Source organism: Paraburkholderia polaris, assembly GCF_012927345.1.
Taxonomy (GTDB): Bacteria; Pseudomonadota; Gammaproteobacteria; order Burkholderiales; family Burkholderiaceae; genus Paraburkholderia; species Paraburkholderia polaris.
Map to the genome: position 1 here is coordinate 1 of NZ_JABBGJ010000050.1, position 20,648 is coordinate 20,648.

The 20,648-nt window shown below is 60.2% G+C and carries 17 protein-coding genes and 4 pseudogenes; 18 read left to right on the forward strand and 3 right to left on the reverse strand.

The annotated features are described in order from the left end of the window. Nucleotides 1-371: 371 nt before the first annotated feature. The 3 genes and pseudogenes from HHL24_RS35580 to HHL24_RS35590 all read left to right on the forward strand — a co-directional run. Nucleotides 372-1,292 (forward strand): annotated as a pseudogene (locus tag HHL24_RS35580) (IS110 family RNA-guided transposase); the annotation flags it as partial. A 131-nt stretch (nucleotides 1,293-1,423) separates the two neighbouring features. Continuing rightward, entirely contained in the window at nucleotides 1,424-2,554 is a 1,131-nt protein-coding gene (locus HHL24_RS35585) for an IS110 family RNA-guided transposase (protein WP_169489967.1), read from the forward strand. A gap of 290 nt (nucleotides 2,555-2,844) precedes the next feature. Then, nucleotides 2,845-3,075 (forward strand): annotated as a pseudogene (locus HHL24_RS35590) (IS110 family transposase); the annotation flags it as partial. A gap of 603 nt (nucleotides 3,076-3,678) precedes the next feature. Here HHL24_RS35590 and HHL24_RS44285 read toward each other — a convergent pair. After that, nucleotides 3,679-3,753 (reverse strand): annotated as a pseudogene (locus HHL24_RS44285) (IS6 family transposase); the annotation flags it as partial. Nucleotides 3,754-3,938: 185 nt separating this feature from the next. Between HHL24_RS44285 and HHL24_RS35595 the strand changes: the two are divergent. From HHL24_RS35595 to HHL24_RS35655, 13 genes are all read left to right on the forward strand, one after another. Beyond that, on the forward strand, nucleotides 3,939-4,130 hold the full coding sequence (locus HHL24_RS35595; protein WP_169489968.1) for a hypothetical protein: 192 nt from the start codon (nucleotides 3,939-3,941) through the stop codon (nucleotides 4,128-4,130). 95 nt (nucleotides 4,131-4,225) lie between these two features. Beyond that, nucleotides 4,226-4,702 (forward strand): DUF305 domain-containing protein, encoded by a 477-nt coding sequence (locus HHL24_RS35600; RefSeq protein WP_169490031.1) that lies wholly within the window; start codon nucleotides 4,226-4,228, stop codon nucleotides 4,700-4,702. Beyond that, nucleotides 4,702-6,180: a YncE family protein gene (locus tag HHL24_RS35605; protein ID WP_169489969.1), complete on the forward strand. Its 1,479-nt coding sequence runs from the start codon at nucleotides 4,702-4,704 to the stop codon at nucleotides 6,178-6,180. Before HHL24_RS35600 ends, HHL24_RS35605 begins: the two co-directional genes overlap by 1 nt. A gap of 130 nt (nucleotides 6,181-6,310) precedes the next feature. Continuing rightward, nucleotides 6,311-7,939, forward strand: a complete 1,629-nt coding sequence (locus HHL24_RS35610; protein ID WP_230417708.1) for a sigma 54-interacting transcriptional regulator — start codon at nucleotides 6,311-6,313, stop codon at nucleotides 7,937-7,939. 228 nt (nucleotides 7,940-8,167) lie between these two features. Further along, the gene (locus HHL24_RS35615; RefSeq protein ID WP_169489970.1) at nucleotides 8,168-8,725 is read left to right on the forward strand and encodes an OsmC family protein; all 558 of its coding nucleotides are present in this window, start codon (nucleotides 8,168-8,170) and stop codon (nucleotides 8,723-8,725) included. A 55-nt stretch (nucleotides 8,726-8,780) separates the two neighbouring features. Continuing rightward, entirely contained in the window at nucleotides 8,781-9,923 is a 1,143-nt protein-coding gene (locus HHL24_RS35620; protein WP_169489971.1) for an acyl-CoA dehydrogenase family protein, read from the forward strand. Further along, entirely contained in the window at nucleotides 9,920-11,251 is a 1,332-nt protein-coding gene (locus tag HHL24_RS35625; protein ID WP_169489972.1) for an FAD-dependent oxidoreductase, read from the forward strand. The genes HHL24_RS35620 and HHL24_RS35625 overlap by 4 nt, the downstream gene beginning before the upstream one ends. A gap of 89 nt (nucleotides 11,252-11,340) precedes the next feature. After that, nucleotides 11,341-12,732, forward strand: coding sequence for a CmpA/NrtA family ABC transporter substrate-binding protein (locus HHL24_RS35630; RefSeq protein ID WP_169489973.1), 1,392 nt, complete (start codon nucleotides 11,341-11,343; stop codon nucleotides 12,730-12,732). Between the two features lie 16 nt (nucleotides 12,733-12,748). After that, complete coding sequence (gene ntrB, locus HHL24_RS35635; protein WP_169489974.1) at nucleotides 12,749-13,657, forward strand: nitrate ABC transporter permease; 909 nt, start codon at nucleotides 12,749-12,751, stop codon at nucleotides 13,655-13,657. Continuing rightward, entirely contained in the window at nucleotides 13,647-14,588 is a 942-nt protein-coding gene (locus HHL24_RS35640; protein ID WP_169489975.1) for an ABC transporter ATP-binding protein, read from the forward strand. Before ntrB ends, HHL24_RS35640 begins: the two co-directional genes overlap by 11 nt. 39 nt (nucleotides 14,589-14,627) lie before the next feature. Next, nucleotides 14,628-15,077 (forward strand): cyanase, encoded by a 450-nt coding sequence (gene cynS / locus HHL24_RS35645; protein WP_169489976.1) that lies wholly within the window; start codon nucleotides 14,628-14,630, stop codon nucleotides 15,075-15,077. A gap of 56 nt (nucleotides 15,078-15,133) precedes the next feature. Next, nucleotides 15,134-15,835: an MBL fold metallo-hydrolase gene (locus HHL24_RS35650; protein ID WP_169489977.1), complete on the forward strand. Its 702-nt coding sequence runs from the start codon at nucleotides 15,134-15,136 to the stop codon at nucleotides 15,833-15,835. A gap of 92 nt (nucleotides 15,836-15,927) precedes the next feature. Then, nucleotides 15,928-16,809, forward strand: a complete 882-nt coding sequence (locus tag HHL24_RS35655) for a prolipoprotein diacylglyceryl transferase family protein (RefSeq protein WP_169489978.1) — start codon at nucleotides 15,928-15,930, stop codon at nucleotides 16,807-16,809. Nucleotides 16,810-16,922: 113 nt separating this feature from the next. Here the strand turns inward: HHL24_RS35655 and HHL24_RS35660 are convergent, their stop codons facing one another. Continuing rightward, nucleotides 16,923-17,795 carry a LysR family transcriptional regulator gene (locus HHL24_RS35660; RefSeq protein ID WP_169489979.1) on the reverse strand — a complete coding sequence of 291 codons (873 nt, stop codon included), beginning with the start codon at nucleotides 17,793-17,795 and terminating at the stop codon, nucleotides 16,923-16,925. Nucleotides 17,796-18,123: 328 nt separating this feature from the next. On the opposite strand from HHL24_RS35660, the gene HHL24_RS35665 reads away from it, so the two are divergent. Further along, nucleotides 18,124-18,987, forward strand: a complete 864-nt coding sequence (locus HHL24_RS35665; protein WP_329606793.1) for an HPP family protein — start codon at nucleotides 18,124-18,126, stop codon at nucleotides 18,985-18,987. A gap of 215 nt (nucleotides 18,988-19,202) precedes the next feature. Here HHL24_RS35665 and HHL24_RS35670 read toward each other — a convergent pair whose 3' ends face one another. Next, nucleotides 19,203-19,382, reverse strand: coding sequence for a thioredoxin domain-containing protein (locus tag HHL24_RS35670; RefSeq protein WP_169489980.1), 180 nt, complete (start codon nucleotides 19,380-19,382; stop codon nucleotides 19,203-19,205). Nucleotides 19,383-20,254: 872 nt separating this feature from the next. Between HHL24_RS35670 and HHL24_RS35675 the strand changes: the two are divergent. Beyond that, nucleotides 20,255-20,606: pseudogene (locus HHL24_RS35675) on the forward strand (DUF1016 N-terminal domain-containing protein); the annotation flags it as partial. Nucleotides 20,607-20,648: the final 42 nt, after the last annotated feature.

The window sequence follows — 20,648 nt, forward strand, 5'->3', positions numbered from 1 at the left end:
TGACCGCGCGAGGCAAGCCCATCAACATCACGGTCGTGGCTATTGCCCGCGAACTGGCGGCGTTCATCTGGGACATCAGTCGACTGGCCATGGCGCTTGCAATACCTCGCAGCAAACCGCCCGCGGCCTGTGTGTGATTTCCCGAACAACGGAAGGAGTTTCCTGAAGGCGGCGCAGCCCGGCATCCGAGCAACCCGCGATGGTATTACGCAACGGGCATCACCAACTTGCGGCGGAAGTTAGCGGCAGGCTCATGAGGCGGACCTCTGTAATGCGGTATCCAACCCGCGGATGTCAGATCCTATGAGCGAGGCCCTCGACAAGCTGACGCCTAAAATCAGCTTGCTAAGGTTTGCTCAAAGGAGAACATCATGCGTACCGATCAGGCATACACAGGTAATGGTGACGTACCAGTGCTGGCAGTATCGCTGGAACTGGCGGCCGCCAAATGGAAAGTCGCGCTTCACGATGGCAGGCGCGAGAAGCCGGCCGTGCACACGGTCGCACAGCCGCAGGCCGCGGCGCGTCTGCAGGCGGTGCTGGACCTGATCGAAACGGACAAGGAGAAGTGGTCGCTGCCGGCCGGCGTGCGCATCGTCGTGAGCTACGAGGCCGGACAGGACGCATTCTGGATCTGTCGTGCGCTGCAGGCGCACGGCATCGAGTGCTACGTCGTCGATCCGGCCAGCATCCCCGTCGAACGTCACAGGCGGCGCGCGAAGACCGACCGGCTCGATGTCATCAAACTCGTGATCAACCTGCGCGCGTGGCTGCGCGGCGAGCGCGACCGCATGCACGTGGTGCATGCGCCGTCACCGGAGGACGAGGCATCGCGCCACCTGATGCGCGAACGCGGGCAACTGCAGAAGGAAGTCCTGCAGCACCGCGACCGGATGCGCAAGCTGCTGGCCACGCTCGGTTGCTGGGATGTGGTCGATCACCGGGCCTTTGCCGACCGGCTCGAGCGCGAAGAGGTGCGCTGCCACGACGGTGCGCCGTTACCGCAGGAGATGCGTGAGCGGTTACTGCGCGAGTGCGAACGGCTGGCACTCGTCGAACAGCAACTTGCCGCGCTGGAGAAGACGCGACAGACAAACGTACCAGCACCGGCGCGCCAGCGTTGCGCTGCGCTGGCGCGCCTGAAGGGGATTGGCGAAGTAGGCGCTTCGCGCCTTGCCCTCGAGCTGTTCTGGCGCGACTTCAACAACCGCCGCGAAGTCGGTGCGTGCGTCGGGCTGGTGCCGCAGCCCTACGACAGTGGCGAAAGTCAGGTCGACCAGGGCATCAGCAAGTCAGTATGACTCCCGTCGCAGCAGGGCCGGCCGCCGTGGGGAAGTATGCGCGGGTTAGCATTGCTGTCAGAGCCGCATTGAGTGGGGACGGAGCCGCCACTCAACGGTTTGTTTCCGACACGGAGGCCAGCATGGAAGACGATAGCACGTTGTACGTGGGACTCGACGTTCACAAGGACTCGATCACGGTCGCCTACTCGATCGGCATGAGCGACGTGGAACTGCTCGGCAAGATCGGCACAACGCAGATCGAGATCGATCGCCTGTGCAAACGGCTGCAATCGAAGGCACGGCGCGTTCGCGTGGTCTATGAAGCGGGTCCCTGCGGGTACGGCCTGTATCGACGGCTTATCGCGAAGGGTTTCGATTGCATGGTGTGTGCGCCGTCGTTGATTCCGCAGAAACCAGGTGATCGTGTCAAGACGGACCGGCGTGACGCGATCAAATTGGTGCGCTCGCTGCGAGCCGGTGATCTCTCCGCAGTGCACGTGCCAACCGTAGAAGACGAGGCGTTTCGTGATCTCGCCAGGGCGTGGTCGTCCGCACGGGACGACCTGAAGCAGGCTCGGCAGCGACTGAAGTCTTTCCTGCTGTCGCACGGCGTACAGTACTCCGGCCGGGCGAACTGGGGCCCAGCCCACCGGCGCTGGTTGAGCACCCTTTCGTTCAGCAGTGCCTGGCAGCAACTGGCGTTCAACGAACACAGGCGTACCATCGAGGACCGGCTGGCGCAATGCGAACGGCTGGAAGTCGCGCTACGCGAGGCAGTTACCAGTTGGCGGTTCTATCCGGTCGTGCTGGCCTTGCAGGCCATGCGCGGCATCCAGTTCGTCTCGGCAGTTGGACTGGTGTCCGAAGTGGGCGATCTGTCGCGCTTTGAACACCCGCGGCAGTTGATGGCATGGTTGGGTGTCACGCCCTCCGAGCATTCGTCCGGCGACAAGAGACGTCAGGGCAGTATTACCAAAACCGGCAACAGTTATGCAAGAAAGCTGCTGGTCGAGTCAGCTTGGAGCTACCGGCATCCGGCGCGCGTGAGCATTGATATCCAGCGCCGGCACGAAGGTATCCCGAAGCAGATCATCGATCGCGCCTGGGATGCACAACTGCGACTGTGTCGCCGGTATCGCAAACTGGTGGCGCGAGGCAAGAGCCCCCAGGTTGCAATCATCGCGCTCGCTCGTGAACTGGCTGGCTTCATCTGGGACATCGGCCGGATGGGGATGACCCTGGCGCTACCGCAAGACGGTCAGCCTGCATAACGGATGCATGTAACCACCCGACAGCACACACACCTTGGAGAGTTTCCTGAAGGCGGCGTAGCCCGGTATTCGAGTAACCCGCGCCCCTGTTTGGCAACGGCATCAGCCGACTTGCGGAGCAAGAAAGCGGCAGGCTCATGACACGGACCTCTGTAATGCGGTACCCAATCCGCGAATATCAGCATGATCCACCGTCGAGATTTACTGCTACGTCGCCTTCAGGAAATTCAAAAAACGCCTATGAAAAAAATCTGAAACCACCCTATTGACACGGAGAGTCATATCAACAGGGAAACCGGCGTGTGCGCGCGCTGCTGATCGAGATGGCGTGGACCTGGCTTCGCTACCAGCCCGGCAGCGCATTAGCGAAATGGTTTGATCAGCGCACACAGGGTACGGGACCGAACCGACGTGCGCGACGGATAGCCATCGTCGCGGTCGCGCGACGTCTTGCCATTGCGCTGTGGCGCTATCTGAAAGACGGAGTCATTCCCGAAGGCGCGCACCTTAAGTCAGCTTGAGTCCCTCTGGTTTCGCAGGAAGGAGGTAAAGGTTTGGCCAGGCAGTTACGCAGCAAACACGGTTGGAGTGAACATGCCCGTGATCACACTGGGTTGCTGAAGCAACCGAATACTTTCAGATGGGGCATGTTCCCGGGATTGATTCCGGCGTAACGCGCATGCAGGATAAGGCTGGTGACACGCCAGCGGATAGAAGGCGGTGAGATGCTGGTTCTTCTCACGAGCGCAAGGGCGGCTTCAGACCAAACACAAGGAGACACGTTATGAAAACTTCGCAAAAACGATCTTGAGAGAGTCCGGACATGAAGCATGACACGCACCGTAGCAACGGTTGCCTGGAGGGAGAACCTGTCTCGTGATGGTCAGCAGTTATCCACGGTCGGCCGGCGTCGTGGTCGAAACAGGGCGACCCGCCGGCCGACCGTGGATAACTGCCAGGCAGGCCGTCGGCCACAGTGCCAATTCAAGGAAAGCCCCTTGACAATCTGATGCTCATAGAAGTGTGATCCACCGTCGAGACTTACTGCTGCGCCGCCCTCAGGAAATTCATGCGTCGATGCAACCTGGAAACCAATTTCGCGATTGACACGCAAAGTCATATCAATACCACCGAACCGCGCAGCTGATGACGACAGCAGGGAAGCGGTGACCGTGATAAAGCGATTTAGTTTTCTTCATCACTTCATTCTACCGCCGCCTCCAGATCAACCTGACAGTGCCGTACTGTCACGTTATATGATGCCGCTCGCGCGACCTTTAATAACGTGACAGTACTCTTCAGCTTACTCGTGATCGGTCATCAGTTTGTGTAGTCCGGCGACTCTAAGCAATTCAAAAAAACGGCGCTCTGTACGGAGCGCCGTTTGGCTTATCATGATCCTTCGTTAGTCCGCGTACTTCCGAAAGAGGTCAATTTGTCCCGTGACTGGTGGCTTGTCGTTCATCAAGATCTCGAAGGTGTTCCGCGCATCAGAGCGGCTATTGATTTCCTCGAAACGATCATGCTCCGCGATCAGCACGTGTTGTCAGGCCTGCCGGAAGCGTCTCAGTCATGAGGTCGAAAAAATGTGGACAGCATGGAATAAGTCACCATGTGCCGGTGTTTGCTCCATCAATGCCCATTCGGGTTTCTAACAGGAACAGCTTTCCAATGCCTTACATGCTTAGTGCGATTACGCGCTTGACCGTAACCGCGTTTGCGTTGGCGGTGCTGAGCATACCTATTGCTGCATTCGCTGCCGGGCCAGCCGGCGCAAGCGCCGAAGAAGCACCGTTTCTATTGGAGAACGACAAAGCCATGACAACAATGATGGATGAGATGTCCATCAAGCCCACAGGCGACGTCGATCACGATTTCGTCGCGATGATGGTGCCGCACCATCAGGGCGCGATTGACATGGCACAGGCCGAGCTGCGCTACGGTCACAACGAACAGTTACGACGTATCGCGCAGGAAATCGTCGTAGAGCAGCAGCAGGAAATCATCGCCATGCGTCTCGCACTGGGACAGCCGCTGCCGTTGCCCGCACCTGCACCCGACCAGCAGCGCGGCCCGGATTCCAACCCCGCAAGCGCGTCCCCGATGTCCCATAACAACATGCAAATGAACATCCGCAAGGAACCGTGATGAAAACCAAGTTCATTTTCGCTACCGCCCTCGCTGCCACTGTGCTCGCCGCTGCCCACGTCGTCTGGGCCGGGCAGGCCCCAGGTTCCCTGTCCGATCCGGACATGCCGGTGAGCCACCACGACCGCGTCTATGCCGCCGAGCAATTTTCAAATACGGTGTCGGTGACTGATCCGGCCGACAACAAACTGGTCGGCGTGATTCGACTGGGCGATCCATCGCCGGGCAACTTCAGTCCGCTGTACAAGGGCCAGGTACTAGTGCACGGCATGGGTTATTCGCCGGACCACCGCACGCTCGCAGTCGTATCGATTGGGTCGAACTCAGTGACGTTCATCGACACCCAGACCAACGCCGTGAAGCACACGACGTACGTGGGACGCTCACCGCACGAGGCGTTCTTTACGCCCGATGGCAGCGAAGTGTGGGTGACGGTGCGCGGAGAAAACTATGTAGCGGTTCTCGACAGCAAGACCTACGAAGAAAAGACCCGCATCGTCGTCCCAGCAGGTCCGGGGATGCAGATCTTTTCGCCGGACGGCAAGTACGGTTACGTCTGCTCATCGTTTAACCCGGAGACCGAAGTGATCACGGTGGCCGACCATAAGATCGTCGGTGTGGTCAAGCAGGCGAGCCCCTTCTGCCCAGACCTCGCGGCCACGCCGGACGGCAAGCAGGTGTGGTTCACGCTAAAGGACGTGGGCAAGACCCAAGTCTTCGACGCGCGTCCGCCATTTGCTTTGCTCAAGACTCTCGATACCGGTCCGATCACGAACCACGTGAACATCGTGCACAACGCTGGTGGCATGTTTGCTTACGTAACGGTCGGTGGCCTGAATCAGGTGAAGGTGTTCCGCACCGACGACTTCTCACAGGTCGCGACAATTCCCGTCGGCAATCTGCCGCACGGCATCTGGCCTTCGGGCGACGGCAGCCGAGTCTATGTGGGCCTCGAAAACGCCGATGCGATGATTGCCATCGACACGCTGACCAACAAGGTGATAGCCACCGTGCCGATCGGCCAGGCGCCGCAGGCTGTCGCCTATGTACCGAACGCAGTGCCGGAAGGAGACGGCACGCAGAACGCGCAACCGCTCGGCGTGGCAGGACAGACCGTGCACCTGGCGATGATGCCGGCGGATGCGAGCAAGCCGGCGGACGCTGCCGGCGCGCCCACTACTGTTGCGTTGTTCGACCAGGGCCTGGTGCAGGTGCTGCAGGCCGCCGTCACTGGCCTTGCGCCAAAACAGCCGTACGTACTAGGTTTGTCGGACAGCCCCGACGGCGGCGGTAACGTGGACCCGCTTGCGAACTTCATGACCAATCCGGCGGGCGCTGCGATCGTCAATGCGATCGGCCAAATTCGGCAGCTAGTTACACCGGGCGCGAGCACGGCGGGCGACAAGCGTCGTTACCTCGTCATCGCCCCGCAAATGGCCGGAAAGCTAGGTGCACCGGTGCAAGTTCAGGCGCTGTAAAGCGAGTCTATAGCCGCTGGGCAGGCAGTCTACTATCCGGCGGCGGATGCCCGCGTTTCGCCTCGCTGACCTACTTCGCGATTCTGCAATAATTCGCGTTATGACGACCCATTGCGACGAGTTTCCGAAGATGCGAACCGATCAGGACTTCGGAGATACTGAGTCTCCCGCCTACTGGCGCGAGCACGAAATGCTCCTGCTGCAACAAGTGATGGCGCTGGTGGGCAAGAACCTGTCCCCGCTCCCCGCGCTGCGTGAAATGCTGCACCTGATGTCGGAATTGCTCGGCCTGAACCGGGGGCGGATCGTGCTAAGCGACGAAAACCGGCAATTCTGTCGAATTCGGCACGCGTACGGATTGACCAGGAATGAGATAGAGCGCGGCTGCTATGCGTTTGGTGAAGGCATTACCGGTCGCGTGATCCAGAATGGCCAGTTGGCGATCGTTCAGGATATCGACCAGGAACCATCGTTCCTGGCCCGCGCAGTGGAGCGCTCAAAACTTCCCCCCGGACCGGTGGCGTTTATCGCCCTCCCTATCTCGATCGACCGGGTCACGGTCGGCGTTCTTGCTTGTCACCGCATACGAAGACGCTCGCGCGCGATCGCCGACGACCTGACCCTCCTGCGCATTCTCGCCACGCTAATCGGGCAACTGCTGCAACTCGAAACACGTTTGCAGGAAAAGACCCAGGCGCTCGAACAGCAGAATGCGGCTTTGGCGCGCGCGCTGGAATCGGCAACCGCTCGCTACGGAATCATAGGGACTTCGCCCAGGTTATTGAGCGCTATCTCCGAGCTCGAACGGGTATCGGATTCGGCCGCGAGCGTGCTGTTGCTCGGAGAGTCGGGAACCGGCAAGGAGCTTTTCGCGCGTGCCCTGCATCTTGCAAGCCCGCGACGTGACAAGGCATTCATCAAGATCAACTGCGCGGCCATACCCGATGCCCTGTTCGAATCGGAACTGTTCGGCTATGAACGCGGCGCATTCACCGGTGCGGCCACCATGCGCGCCGGATGGTTCGAGCAAGCGGATGCGGGAACCATCTTTCTCGATGAAATCGGCGAGTTGCCGCTGACGATGCAAACCAAGCTGCTGCGCACCCTGCAGGAGGGCACGATGACGCGACTCGGCGGCAAGCGGGAAATTCGCATCGATGTCCGCCTGGTCGCAGCCACCAACCGCGATCTTCAGGCCGAGGTCGCGAGGGGCGCGTTCAGGCAGGACCTCTACTATCGGCTCAATGTCATTCCCATTCATCTGCCTTCGCTGGCGGAGCGCCGCGACGACATACGTGCGCTGGCGCTGCATTTCATCAGTCATGCCAACCAGGTCAATCAACGCAACGTCAACCTGACTGCAAGCGCCCTTGATCGCCTCCAGCAACATTCGTGGCCCGGGAATATCCGTGAACTGGCGAACGTGATCGAGCGGATCGTGTTGCTGGCCGACCGGCCGATTCTGGACGCGGCGGGCGTTGAACGTTTCCTTCCCGATGAAAGGGCGGCGTCGCTGGCGCCGCAACCGGTCGATACCCCGGACGTCCAGGATCACGCGAGCGTCCTGGCCGCCAACATGCGGCGGGCAACCCTGCTGCCCATGCGTCCCTATGAGCGTGTGGGGTCGCACTCCGCCGACGCGCTGCGCGAGACGCTTCGACAGTGCGCCGGGAATAAGTCGCGCGCCGCGCAGATGCTTGGGATGACGGTGCGGCAGTTCAACTACCGGTGGCAAAAGCTGGGCCTGGCAAACGTCTAGCCGTTGTACATGCCATTGTCGACATTGTTTACATTGTAAACAATGGAGTCACCGTCTTTTTGTTCGCGTTTCATCAATTCAATTGTCTCTGATCCTTGAAGGCCTTATGCATAAAGGCTTTCATCGAATACATGGAAGACTGGCACACCTATTGCTTTAGAGGTTACGCCGACGCACTAGTCGTACGGCGCGCTGTTATTCAGCGACTTTTTCCATCAGGAGCCAGCCTTGAACACATCCGTCAGCGACAACCCCACGACCATTTCTGCTCATCTGCGCCCGATCGACCGCGATGGCCTGTTGGCATTCGCGGAGAAGGGCCGCAACGACCCCGACAGACGCGGCAAGAACAACGTTCACACCGTAATGCAAGGGCAATACCGGTCGCTGAGCTACGTCGGTGCCCACACTCCGGTCGTCGTCGACGAACCGCTTCATTTGTTCGGCGAAGACACAGCGCCGGCGCCGGGCGAAATCGCATTGTCTGGCCTTGGCGGCTGCCTGGCCGTCGGCATCACCGCGGTAGCGACTTGGAAACAGGTCAAGCTGTCGAGGCTTGAGATCTTCCTGGAAGCCGACATCGGCAACACGGCAGCGTGGGGTGCGGGCGGCGCACAGCGGGAACCGTCGCAAATGGGCTTCCAGGACATTCGCGTCAAGGTGGTGATCGAGGGCGATGCCAGCCGTGAGGAACTGGATGAAATCGTGCGTCAGGCTAACTTCAACTCGCCGGTTGCCAACACAATGCGCAACCCGATCCCGATGAGCGTCTCACTCGCCGACTAAACATCCTATCGATCGTCGTCGACGATCCGGCTTCAACACCCACGGGAACTCCATCATGGCAAGCGTACTGGCTGCAGACGACGTCTGCGTGGACGGCTGGATCGACGGCGAGGTCCTCGCGAATGTCATCGACATTGCAAGCGGCCCCCTGGCGGCGGCTGCAACGCGTATCGACACAGAAGGGTATTACCCGCTCGACATCATGTCGAAGCTCGGTGAGGCCGGCGCGCTAGGCGTGCATCTCGACCGGCACGGAGCGCGCTTCGCCCTGTCGATCGACGCCATGCGGGAAGCCAGCCGGGCGTGCGGATCGACAGGATTCCTGATGTGGGCCCATGACGTGTGCGGCCTTTACATGGAACAGTCGGGCAACCCGGAACTCGGCGGCCACCGGCTGGACGAGCACGCGCGCGGCCGAACCTTCGGCGGCACGGCGCTCTCGAACCCAATGAAGGCGATATCCTGCATTGAGCCGATGATGCTGCGTGCTACGCCAACGGCCGGCGGCTATCGGGTCAGCGGAACGCTGCCGTGGGTGAGCCACATCGCGCGAGGCCAGTACTGCGGCGCGATTGCGGCTGTGCTCCGCGACGACGGGTCGGTGTCGCACGAAATCATGTTCATGCTCGACTGCGACGAACGCGTCGAGCTGCGCCACTGCCCGGTGTTCTCAGGCATGGAGGGCACCAGCACATGGGGTATCCGGCTGACTGATTATTTTGTCGGCGAGGCAAGCATGATTGCTGATCCGGCGCGCCCGTTCATCGCGCGGATCAAGCCCGCTTTCATCCTGTTGCAAGTGGGCATGGCGCTCGGCGTGGCGCAAGGCAGTATCGATTCGAGTCTTGAAGTCGAGCCGATGCTTGCACACGTCAACCGGTTCCTGCACGACCGCCCTGACGAATTGCGCGCGGAACTGGACGAAGCCCATGCGCAGGCAGCCCGGCTCGCACTCACGCCGTATGATGGCAGCAAGGATTATGTGCTCGACGTGCTGGACCTCCGGACCCGGGGCGCGGAACTCGCGCTGCGGGCGGCCCAGTCGTCACTTTTGCACCAGGGCGCACGCGGCTACCTGATGAGCGCCGCGCCGCAACGAAGGATTCGTGAGTCGCATTTCGTGGCGATCGTCACGCCCGCGATCAAGCACTTGCGTCTGGAAATGGCGCGCTTGAGCGAAGAGGAGCTGCCGGTATGAACGTCATTAGCCACGACTGGAAGCAATTCATTTGCCGCGCGTGCGGCGTCATCTACGACGAGGAAGCGGGCGACCCCGACAGTGGGCTCGCGCCGGGTACCCGCTTTAGCGATATCCCCGAGGACTGGGAATGTCCGCTATGCGGGGTCAGCAAGGCAGATTTTTCGTCGTACGAACCGATGCCCGCTGTCGCGTCCGGGGGCACCTCCACGGTTGCAGCACGCGACACGGGCGTGGTGGTGGTCGGCGGAGGCACGGCCGGATGGGCGGTGGTCGAAGCCCTTCGCGCGCTCGACGCTGACGTGCCGATCACGATGGTGACCGCCTGCGATGGTGACCGGTATCGCAAGCCGGAACTGTCCGTTGCGTTGAGCCAGGGAAAACTGCCCGATGTGCTCGTCACTGAACGCGGCGAGGATGCGGCCAAGCGCCTGCGGCTGCGGTTGCTGTCGCACACCTACGCAGTCGGGCTGTCGCCGGCATTGCGCCAGTTGCGCACCACCGCCGGTACTGTGCGCTACACCCGCCTGATCCTCGCGCAGGGCGCACGCCCCGCGATGCCGGCTGCGCTGCCCCCGAGCCTTTGCTGGCGGATCAACGACCTTCGCATGTGGAGCGGCGTGCAACGCGCGCTAGCTTCCGGAGCGCAGCGGATCGCGATCGTGGGCGCAGGACTGGTCGGCTGCGAGTTGGCGGAGGATTTTGCGCGGTCCGGACATGAGGTCTGTGTGCTCGACATCAACGAACGCCCGCTGGCTTCGTTATTGCCCGAGCAGGGGTCGGAGCGCTTGCTGGCAAGCTGGGAAAATCTCGGCATTCGCTTTTTGGGCACGCGCAGCGTCGTTTCGGTGACGCTCGCCGAGCGAGGCGAGAGTGCTGAACACCTCGTCCTGACGCAACGTGGCGAACAAATGCGGGTCGACCTGGTGCTGAGCGCGACCGGTCTTGTCGCTGAGTCGAGACTCGCTACCCAGGCGGGCTTGCACTTCGAGCGCGGCATTATCGTCGATCCGAAGACGCTGCAGACGAGCGAACCGAATATCCATGCCCTGGGCGATTGCATCAATATCGCAGGCCAGCCGTGCCGCTTCATAGAACCGATCGCAGGACAGGCCGAGGCTATCGCGCACGCGGTGCTGGGGCGTGACCACCACGGATACGACCACAAACCACCGGTGTTGCGCGTCAAGACGAAGTCACTGCCTATCGTGATGCGCGGCGCACCGTCGTGCGATCTGCGCTGGGAGGTGGTTGCCGAGGACGAGCAGCAGCTATCAATGGTCCAGACCCGCAACGGCACGCCGGTCGCGTCGCTGAACGTGGGGTAGGCTAGCCTGGAATTCGCCATTTAGTCTGCATAGCTGATCAATAGAACGGGCTGCACGTCGGCCGACACCCGACACCCAAGGAAATCACAATGGATCGCCAGAACCGGTACCGGCCTTTCGATAGCCGCGCGACGCTCGGTCGTTGCGCATGCGGACAGCATGCCAGTCAATCCGAGCATGAACGGCAAGCGCATGCATCAAGCGCCACGGACGCTGCGATGATGTCTCGCGACTTCGTCGAGGCCGCTGCCGTCAGGACGCTTTTTCCGGGCGATGCCGCGCGTCGCTCGTTCATGCGTGCAGTCGGGAAAGGGGCGGCCATGACCGCCATCTACAGCGTCTTGCCGATCGCGTCATTACAAGAGGCATTCGCTGAAGACAAGCAGGGTAACCTCGAAAAGCGGGACTTGAACATCGGCTTCCTGCCGATTACCTGCGCCACGCCGCTTATCGCCGCAGAGCCGCTGGGTTTCTACAAGGAGCAAGGACTCAATGTGACGCTGCAGAAAGTGGGCGGCTGGGCGCTTGTGCGCGATCGCATGTTGAACCGTGAACTGGATGCGTCGCACATGCTGGCGCCCATGCCGCTCGCGATCTCGATGGGGATCGGCTCACAGCCCACTCCTACGCGCGTGGCGACGATACAGAACGTGAATGGCCAGGCGATCGTGCTGGCGCTCAAGCACAAGGATAATCGCGATCCGCGCAACTGGAAGGGCTTCAGGTTCGCGATTCCGTTCGATTACTCGATGCATAACTTCCTGCTGCGCTATTACCTGGCCGAGCATGGCATCGATCCGGATCGCGACGTGCAATTGCGTGTGACGCCTCCCGCCGAGATGATCGCGAACCTGCGGGCGGGCAATATCGACGGCTTCCTTGGACCCGACCCGTTCAACCAGCGCGCGGTCTTCGACGAAGTCGGCTTCATTCATATCCTCTCCAAGGATATCTGGGCCGGTCATCCGTGCTGTTCCTTCAGCGTGTTTGATGGGTTCATCCAGCGAAACCCGAACACGTTCGCCGCGCTCTTTAGGGCGAACCTGAAGGCGGCAGCCTACGCGCATGAAGCGTCGAACCGGCCCGCACTCGCCAGGATGATCTCCGCGCCGGCTTACCTGAACCAGCCGGAACTGGTGGTGCGCCAGGTGCTGACCGGCACATTCGCGGACGGGCTTGGGCAGGTGCAACGCGTACCGGATCGGGTCGATTTTGAGCCGCTGCCATGGTATTCGATGGCGACGTGGATGATGACGCAGATGAAACGCTGGGGTTATCTGAAACGTGATGTCGACTACCGTTCGCTCGCTGAAAAGGTGTTCCTGCTGACCAACGCACGCCGCGCGATGCAGCAGATCGGCGAACCGGTCCCCGACGCTGCGCTCAACGGCGGCTATCGGCCAATTTCGGTGATGGGACGTACCTTCGACGCTTCCCGGCCCGACGACTATGTCAGCAGCTTTCCCATCAAACGCACGTGAGCGCAGGAGAACCGTCATGAATGGACCGCGACGCATTACAGCGCGAATCTCAATCCGGCAGAAAGCGGCGCTATGCTCGATCGCGTTGCTGGCAGTGCTGCTGATCGTATGGCAGGCAGCGACCTGCACGAGTGGGCCTGACGCTTCGGTGAAGTCGCCCGGCGATGCCGAGGCGGTGGAGTACGCCATGCTCATGGGCAAGATTCCGGAGACCGGCGCGGCGTCGCAGTCATCCTCCAAGGTGACTGGATTCCCGACGCCCGCGCAGTTTGCCGCCGAAGCGTCGCGACAACTGGCGCATCCGTTTCGTGACAACGGTCCGAATGACAAGGGCTTCGCGATCCAGCTAGGCTATTCGCTCGCGCGGGTCGCGGCGGGATATGTCATAGCACTCGCCGTGGCCGTTCCGCTCGGCTTCCTGATCGGCATGTCGCGGCTTGCGTTCCTGACATTCAATCCCTTTATCCAGGTGCTGAAGCCGATTTCACCGCTCGCGTGGATGCCCATCGCGCTTTACACGATCAAAAGCTCGTCGACGTCGGCGATCTTCGTGATTTTCATCTGCTCAGTCTGGCCGATGCTGATCAACACCGTGTTCGGCGTAGCCGCCGTCCGGCGCGACTGGCTCAACGTGGCCCGCACACTTGAAGTTACGCCGCTGCGCCGCGCGCTCAGGGTGATCCTGCCCGCTGCCGCACCGACCATTGTCACGGGCATGCGTATCTCGATGGGTATTGCGTGGCTGGTCATTGTTGCTGCCGAAATGCTGGTGGGCGGGACGGGCATTGGCTATTTTCTCTGGAATGAATGGAACAACCCGTCGCTCGCGAACGTGTTGTTCTCGGTGCTGCTCATCGGTCTCGTCGGCATGGCGCTCGACCTTCTTTTTGCCCAGCTTCAAAGGAAGGTGACCTATGTCGACTGATACGTGCGTGACACAGCCTGCCAGCACGCCGGGTTTCATCAGCGTGGAAGCGCTGACCAAGCGTTATCGGCCGGACATGCCGCCCGTTTTCGAGAACGTCAGCTTCACGATCGGGCAGGGCGAATTCGTCTGCATCATAGGGCACTCCGGGTGTGGAAAGAGCACGATCCTGAACGTACTCGCGGGCCTGGAAGAAGCCACAAGCGGACACGTCATCATGGCCAATCGCGAGATCTCGGGTCCAAGCCTCGATCGAGGCGTGGTCTTCCAGGGCCATGCGCTCATGCCATGGCTGACGGTGCAGGCCAACATCGCGTTTGCCGTACGTTCCCGGCATCCTAAATGGACCCGCGAGCAAATTGGCGCACATATTCAGCGTTTCGTCGACATGGTAGGGCTGAACGGGTCGGAGAAAAAGAAGCCGTCTGAACTTTCCGGCGGCATGCGCCAGCGCGTGGGTATTGCTCGCGCGTTCGTGGTCGAGCCCAAAATGCTGTTGCTCGACGAGCCTTTCGGCGCGCTTGATGCGCTTACACGCGGCGTCATTCAGGACGAGTTGCTGAAGATTGTTTCTGCGACGCGCCAGACCGTCTTCATGATTACCCATGACGTGGACGAAGCAATACTTCTGTCCAACAAGATCATGCTGATGAGCAACGGACCGCGTGCCCGCATAGCCGAGATTGTAGTCAATACGCTGCCGGCTGATCGTCAACGCGAGACCATGCATCATGATCCACAGTACTACCGGATCCGCAATCACCTGGTCGATTTCCTGGTCAGGCGCTCGCGGGAGACTGATCGCGATCTGGAAAGCAGCGCGACGCCACGTCTCGTTCGGCCCGGACTTGACGACGGCGAGGGCGAGGGCGACGGCGAGGGCGCCGCAGTCGTGCGCAATGCGATCCCGATCATCAAGGCAGTTGCCTGATACCTGCCTGAAACCTATTTAACACCAACGGAGAAGACCATGATTTCGAGCCGCGAACAAGTAACGCAGATGATCGTTTCCGCCAAAGTCAGCAAGGGACTCAAATGGGCTAGCATTGCCGAGGCAATCGGCCAAAGCAAGGAATGGACGACCGCCGCCTGCCTTGGACAGATGACGCTGACCAAGAGCCAGGCGGAGAAGGCGGGCGAGTTGTTCGATCTTTCGGAAGAGGCGATTGCGTGGCTGCAAATCGTGCCTTACAAAGGGTCGTTGCCAACAGCCGTGCCGACCGACCCGCTGATTTATCGCTGGTACGAGATCGTCAGCGTCTATGGAACCACCATCAAGGAACTGATCCATGAAGAGTTTGGCGACGGCATCATGAGCGCCATCGACTTCTCCATGGACATAGAGCGTGAAGCCGATCCCAAGGGGGATCGCGTCAAGGTTGTCCTGTCTGGAAAGTTCCTCCCTTACAAGAGTTATTGAGCGTTGTCCGGCCGGCTGCGATGCGGGCGACGCCGTCCTGAATCCTGGAATCCCATATGATTTTTCGCCAGTTTTTCGATACGGTTTCGAATACCTATACGTATTTTATTGCTTCACGCGTGGGTGGCGAGGCACTCATCATCGATCCCGTCAAAGAACAACTGGCGATCTATTTGACTGCGATCGACAGCCTTGGCGTGCGGCTTGTTCATGCAATCGATACGCATACGCACGCCGACCACGTGACTGCGCTAGGCGATCTTCGAGACGCCACGCAATGCACGACCATCATGGGCGATTTGTCAAAGGCGCTGTGCGTGTCGCGGCATGTACGCGAGGGCGAAACACTACGCATTGACGGCATCGAGCTGAAGGCGCTGTATACGCCCGGCCATACCGACGAGTCCTTTAGCTTTGTGCTTGATCCCATACGACCCAAGGCCGTCTTTACAGGCGACGTGCTGCTCATACGCGGCACCGGGCGCACCGATTTCCAGGGCGGCGATGCACAGCGCTCCTGGGAATCGATCGTCAACAAGCTCTTCACGTTACCTGATGACACGACGTTGTATCCGGGACATGACTACAAGGGCCGTACGTCGTCAAGCATTGGCGACGAAAAGCGCCTAAATCCACGCCTTGCCGGGAAGAGCCGGGCAGAGTACGTCGAGATCATGAACAATTTGAACCTGCCCAATCCCAGGATGATGGATGTTGCCATTCCCGCGAACCTTTCTTGTGGGCAAGTCCCGGTCTAGCCGCACCTGTGCAAGTCGGCATGCGCGTTTTTTCTCCTCTGACACCACTAACCTGAGACGATCGAGCATGTCGATGAGTCTCTGGAGGATAGGTGTATGCGATCGCAGGCCATAGACTGCTGGCACTTTCGCGCCCGCGAACAGACACATGGAGCGGAATTCGCATGCGTATTGGACCTTTTAGTTTTGCCTGGCTACCGCTGGTTCTTTTTCTTAGCATCGCCGTTGCATTTGTGCTCGGGCGAAAGGTTGCACGGCGCGATCCGGATATCGACAAGGCGCTTCTCTGGACGCTCGCTGCAGGATTCGGCGTTGCACGGGTGTGGTTTGTGTTGCGCTACCTTCCCGCATACAAAGGGCACGTCATCTCGGTACTGGACATTCGGGATCTTGGCTTCGACGCATTTCCTGGGCTTATTGCGGGCGCATGCGTGGCGTTATGGTTCGTCTTGCACGTCAAGGGAATTCGCCGGGCGATGGTCGTGGCGCTTGTGTCTGGCGCCGTTGCATGGAGCGCTGCGAGCGCCGCGGTGGCTTCACGCGGAGGACCAGACCTGATGCCCGCGATCTCGCTCGCCGACATGAGCGGCCGGCTCCAGCCGCTCAAATCAGCGGATGGCGAACCGACCGTCATCAATCTGTGGGCGACATGGTGCCCACCTTGCCAGGCGGAAATGCCGGTCCTCGCTGCTGCCCAGGCCGACAATCCGCACCTTCATCTGATCTTCGTGAATCAAGGGGAAACGCAAGCGAGCATTGAGGGTTATCTGGCTTCGCATGGGTTGCAGATCAAGAATGTCCTGCTTGATTCGCGACTTGATCTGGCGAAGGCGGTTGACGCGGCCGGCTACCCGACAACGCTTTTTTATGACGGTCATGGCCGATTGGTGGCAACGCACTTGGGGCCGTTCTCCAAGGCAACGTTTCAGCAGGCGCTTGAAAACTTCTATCAGCAAGCGTCTGCCGCTCCTTGATCCGATTCTGCGGATTCCGGTGACGACGATTATCGGTTTCGCGTGTGTCTACGGCCGGAAGGAGGGAACATCGCGCCCAATATGAGTCAGATTAAAATTCTGGAACGCGCTTTCTAAGCGCTTGTCGTAAAGGCGGCATTTTCCGTGATGATTTTTAGTAGAAAGTTCATGACTGTCTGTACTTGTGGCAAACGGCGCAGATCCCGATGTACGGCCATCCAGATATCTCGTGCGAATCGTTCGCCGTCGTGCGCGACGCGACGCAGATTCGGGTCGGTGTCTGCCACGAAGCAAGGTAGGCCGGCCACGCCGGCGCCTGCTTGAGCCGCTGCGAGGTGTCCCGTGATGTCGCCGATTTCGCATGCAACAGGTCGCCCTCTTGCGACGTTCATCAACCACGCCTGCTGTGGCCTATCCGCGAATCCGGCATCGTAGACGATGAACTCCCAGGCAGCCGGATTGTGCAGATGCGGGTAGTCCTTGCTCGCGTAAAGGTCAAACGACATACGCCCCAGCTTTCGTACCACCGTGGTCGCTTCCGTTGGCCGAATCAGCCGTAGGGCGATGTCCGCTTCGCGTCGACTCAGGGAAATTTGCCGTGGCTCGCCCGAAACCGATAACTGCACGCCGGGATGTGCAATCCGGAAGTCCGCGAGGTGCTTCACCAGAAAACTGGCCACCAGTACAGGCGGTGCGCTCAGTGAGACCTTGCCGCTTAGCGGAGAAAGGCTGACATCCAGGAATCGTTCGATCGCGTACGCGTTCTCTTCCATTTCCTGCGCCAGTTCGAACACCCGCTGGCCCGCCTGAGTGAGCTTGCAGGATCGGGGAAGACGCTCGACCAGACGGGTCTTCATCTCGTCCTCCAATGCGCTCAAGCGTCGGCTCACCGTCGCGTGATCGACCTTCAGGCTGCGCGCGGCCCCCGAAAACGTACCGATGCGGGCGACCGCGAGGAAATGACGCATGTTTTCCCAATCGAACATCGGTGCATTTTTCCAAGGATGGCGTGCAGTTATAGGGAATATTCGCACGAAGCCAATGTGTCTACCATGGGGATTACTTCAGCCGATAAGGCTTATTCCCCGATGAGCACGTCCGTGAGCGCCATCAATGCGCCAGGCCCCGTGTTGGGCAACCTGCTGGTCATGCACGTCGGCTGGCGCAGCAGTTCCCGCTTAACCTGCCACCCGGGCTTCGCACAATATATAGGTCCATTACATGAGAACCGCTGAATCTCGCCGCATTATGTCAGTCGTGCTCATCTCGCTCTGCTTCATGGGCGGGATCGCTGGAGCCGCTTCGGCGTCCGGCGTGGCTTTGCTTCTTTTTCCAGAGTTAGCCGCACTGTCCTACGACGTATTCCTGCGGCCGCGCGGCACTTGGGCCCGTGCGCCCTGGATGCTCGCGCTCTCTCCTGCTGCGACCGCCGTGCTGGGTGTACTCGTCACTCGTTATCTGCCGTATTCAGCTGCATCCATTGCGATCTGCATCGTGGGCGCATTCGTCATTCTCAAGTTGATGCGCTCGCCCATCGTGCCAGCCATCTCGGCCTGCTTTCTCGCGCTCTCGCTCGGCGAAAAAAGCTGGCTGTATCCGCTTGCGATTCTGCTCGGCACGGGCGCGCTCGCCGTCCTGTCCTCGGCATACCGGAGGTTCAACGACCAAGAAGCCGCACACGCCACGCCGAGCGCCGCCGATCGGGTCGACGACGAAATCGAATCGCTGCCCGAGCGATTCCTGTGGGTGCCGTTCTTCGTCGTGTTTCTCGGCACCACCTACCTGCTTTCGATGGCGACCGGAATGCGAATGGTGTTCTTCCCGCCGCTCATTGTTATCGCGTTCGAAATGTTCGCGCATGCAGACGTCTGCCCCTGGGCCCAGCGGCCGGTATTGTTGTCGGCGGTATGCACGCTCGCGGCGGCAGCCGGCGTCGCTGCGCTGGCAACATTTGGTCCGGGCGTTATCTCAACAGTACTCGCCATGCTGTTCGGCGTCGTCATGCTGCGCGCGACTCGTCTGCATGCAATCCCCGCACTTGCCATAGGGCTCCTGCCGCAAGTCATGACAGTCGCCGACTGGCATTTCCCGCTCGCGGTCGGCATAGGCAGCACGCTCTTGACAGCGAGTTTCCTGCTCTTCGAGAAATCGTCGCTAGCCGGACGCCAGGTCGCGTAATGACGGGTGGTCTCCGATGAAGCCCCCTTACCGTTCACCGCCGTCGAGCGTGTGAATATGTACGGGAAGCCCGGCATGGGTCGAAAACCGATCGCGCGAAAGCACGATCAAGCGCCGAGCGCGGCGGCAGCGGTGGCTCGGGGAACCGCTCGTCCAGATACTCGACAATCGCAAGCGACTGGTCAGGACGCTCGTGTCGCCGCCCACAGCGTGAGTCAGCGACGGCACCAGTCCGTCCGGATCGATTGACCCGTACTCGGGGCGTAATTGCTTGCCCCTGCGCGCACGAGATGCACTGGCGCCTGATCAAACGGAATCGCCTTCAGGACCAGCGCGATACGGACGCGATACGACGCCGAACTGCGGAAATAACCATGCAGCGTCAGACCGCTCATGCATCCTCTGACGCGGGCACGATCCGCCCCAAACACGAACCGAAGCCGACCCGGTAGCCATCGCCCTGGCACCAGCCGCGCGACACGAGCTCGGGGCGATGGCAATTCACGAATTGACATAAAAAGAATTATGTAAAAAGCAGTAGTCCTTACAGCCGATCACGCCAGCCGTTGGTTTGCATAAAAACGGTTCCTGTGTTTTTGCGAAATGTTGCTTCTAGACTCTAGACCTTTACAAGCGCTGCGTAATAGCGGCAAGGCAACTTGTCAACAATTTCGCGTTTGGAAGCTATATGGTTAGCAGGCGTCAAACATGGAAGCTATATGGTAGGCCGCTAGAGTCCTCGCGCAGGTGCTTCATTGACAATGCGCGCATCACATCTTCTGCACAACCTCCCGAGCAGGACGAAGGCAGTCCGACTGTGGTTTAACCCGGGTAGTTTGATTGTGGGATGCACGCAACTAACGGGCTGTATTTTTCCTTCCCATCCGTCCGCTGCTACGCAGCGCGAAATTCAGCTTACAACGGAAGGGGCAGAGGTTTGCACTTACAGCGCAGGTCGGCACCAACTCCAACTGGACGGCGGGGCGACCTCGCAGCGGGAATTCGCCATATCTGGACGCCCGGGGGTAATGCGCACTCAGGGCATTCTGGTTATTCCGGCAGCGGGCGCAAAATCCAGATTGTCTACGCGAAAGCTGTCGCACCATTGTTGGCACGGCTGGGAGGACCATACCCATCCTTCACGACCGCGGGCATTCCGGATCTCGAGCTAGGCGCGTGCGTTTCGGAAGCAATTGTCGCCTCGACGGTGAACGTTGATAATCTGTTCAATCAGTCGGCAGTTGCCACTCGTGTTTAACAGGACAGTATGACTAAAGTGTCTTTCACCACCACTGACTATATCGCCTGGCTCGCCGGCCCGAAGTCCCGCGTCGAGCAGGCGCGGCAGAGTGCCGCGTTGTCGGTCAACCGGGAACTGGTATCGCTGTACTGGCAGATAGGCCGCGAGATTCTCGAACGGCAACGGCGGCAAGGGGTAGGGCGCGAAGGTCGTCGACCAACTGCCGCGGGATCTGCAGGCGGCGTTTCCGGACATGCGCGGGTTTTCTCAGCGGAACCTGAAGTACATGCGTACGCTGGCCGAGGCGCAGCCCGGTGAGGGGTTTGTGCAACAGCCTGTTGCACAATTGCCTTGGGTCTGGGCCTGCCGCTGCATCGAACTTCGTTGTGCGCGCATTCCTCTGGACGTTTCCTTTTACCAG